This is a genomic window from Streptomyces prasinopilosus, from assembly GCF_001419695.1.
Taxonomy (GTDB): domain Bacteria; phylum Actinomycetota; class Actinomycetes; order Streptomycetales; family Streptomycetaceae; genus Streptomyces; species Streptomyces prasinopilosus.
This window is the reverse complement of the sequence record NZ_LIRG01000992.1, coordinates 1-1,416: the sequence shown is the minus strand read 5'-3', so window position 1 is coordinate 1,416 and position 1,416 is coordinate 1. Positions and strand designations below refer to the sequence as shown.

Annotated in this window: 1 protein-coding gene and 2 pseudogenes; 1 reads left to right on the top strand and 2 read right to left on the bottom strand. The window is 73.1% G+C overall.

Translation table 11 applies throughout. The features are described from left to right. Positions 1-390 (bottom strand): annotated as a pseudogene (locus AOK18_RS33510) (hypothetical protein); the annotation flags it as partial. A 256-nt stretch (positions 391-646) separates the two neighbouring features. Continuing rightward, positions 647-1,153, bottom strand: a complete 507-nt coding sequence (locus tag AOK18_RS29425) for a protein-tyrosine phosphatase family protein (RefSeq protein WP_055575021.1) — start codon at positions 1,151-1,153, stop codon at positions 647-649. Positions 1,154-1,252: 99 nt separating this feature from the next. Here AOK18_RS29425 and AOK18_RS34985 point away from each other — a divergent pair. Continuing rightward, positions 1,253-1,416: pseudogene (locus tag AOK18_RS34985) on the top strand (NERD domain-containing protein); the annotation flags it as partial.

Here is a 1,416-nt window from a genome sequence, read left to right as displayed (position 1 = left end):
GCCTCCGGCCCCGTTTCCTCCGCCGTTGTCGTAGCCGCCGCCGTTGCCTCCGGCCCCGTTTCCTCCGCCGTTGTCGTAGCCGCCGCCGTTGCCGCCGCCTCCGCCGTTGCCGCCGCCTCCGCCGTTGCCGCCGTTGCCGCCACCGTTGTCGTAGCCGCCGCCCCCGCCGACACCGCCGTCTCCGCCACCGCCACCGTTGTCGTGACCGCCGCCGTTGCCGCCCTGTTGTTCGGTCGTGCCGCCGTCACCGGTCTGCTGGCTCCAGTCGCCGTTGTCGCCGTTGCCGTCCTGCCGGCTCCAGCCCGACTCGTCGCCGTCGCCCAGTGTGTCGTTCGCGATGGCGGGGACGACGGCGGCCGCGAGGGCCAGGGTGCCGACGGCCAGCGTCATCGGCAGACGGCGGAGGGGACGGCGGGAGCGCGCGGAGCGCGGTGGGTGCGGGGAGCGCCGGGACATGAAGACCTCCATATGAGGGCGAAAGGCTAAAAGATGACTAATCGCCACACTAGGAGCAGCCCTCCGCCCCCGCCCGCCTTGGTGCGCCATCGGAGACGGCCGTCCGGGCCACCTCGCGTCGTCGCTGGTGACAGCCTCGCGCTGAGGAGGCGTCAGGGCGGCCGACGCGCGCACCCGCGGCGTTCCACCGCTACTCCGTCAGCTCCTCCAGCAGCCGGGCCGTCCTCAGCCCGGCCCGCAGGTAGTCGACGAACAGATCGTTGTGCAGGGCCCAGCCCGAGCGGCGGGCCCGGATCAGCCGGATCGCCTCCTCGGCGGAGCCGCCCCGGTGCATCAGCGCGTGCGCGACGACCAGTCCGGAGCGGTTGTACCCGTGATAGCAGCGCACGAGGACGTTGCGGCCGTCGTCCAGCGCCTCGCAGGCCGCCTCGGCGAGCCGGATGACCCCCAGGAGCTGGGTCCCGTCGAGCGGTCCGTCCGGGATCGGCCACACACGGTGCTCGACCCCGGGGGCCGGCCCGTGTCCCGGCAGCCGCAGCAGCGTCTGCACGAGATCGAACTCCTGGCGCACCGCCGCGAACTCCAGCTGCCCGGTCCGGCCCCTGAACTCGTGCCCGCCCATCCACAGGCCGGGCACGATCTCGTCCCACGGGGTGTCCGGCGCGGGTACGTCGGGTTGCTTCCTGCGGGTATGCAATGGTGCCTCCCCGGCATCACCGCTCACGTCCTCTCAAGGTAGCCGGGTTCTTGCCCCTGGAGCACCCGCCTGTTCCCATGGAAGGAGGGGTGATGGCGCATGAACGGTCTGCGGGTCGTACCGGCCTGGCGGCACGGCCGGGAGCGGCTGTACGTCTGCCTCCCGGACGGCGGGAACATCGCCTGGTACGACCGTGACGCGGCCAGGGTCAGCCTGCTCGGCGAGGACCGCGAGGCGGAGGTGCTCGCGGCCCTCGCCGAGCA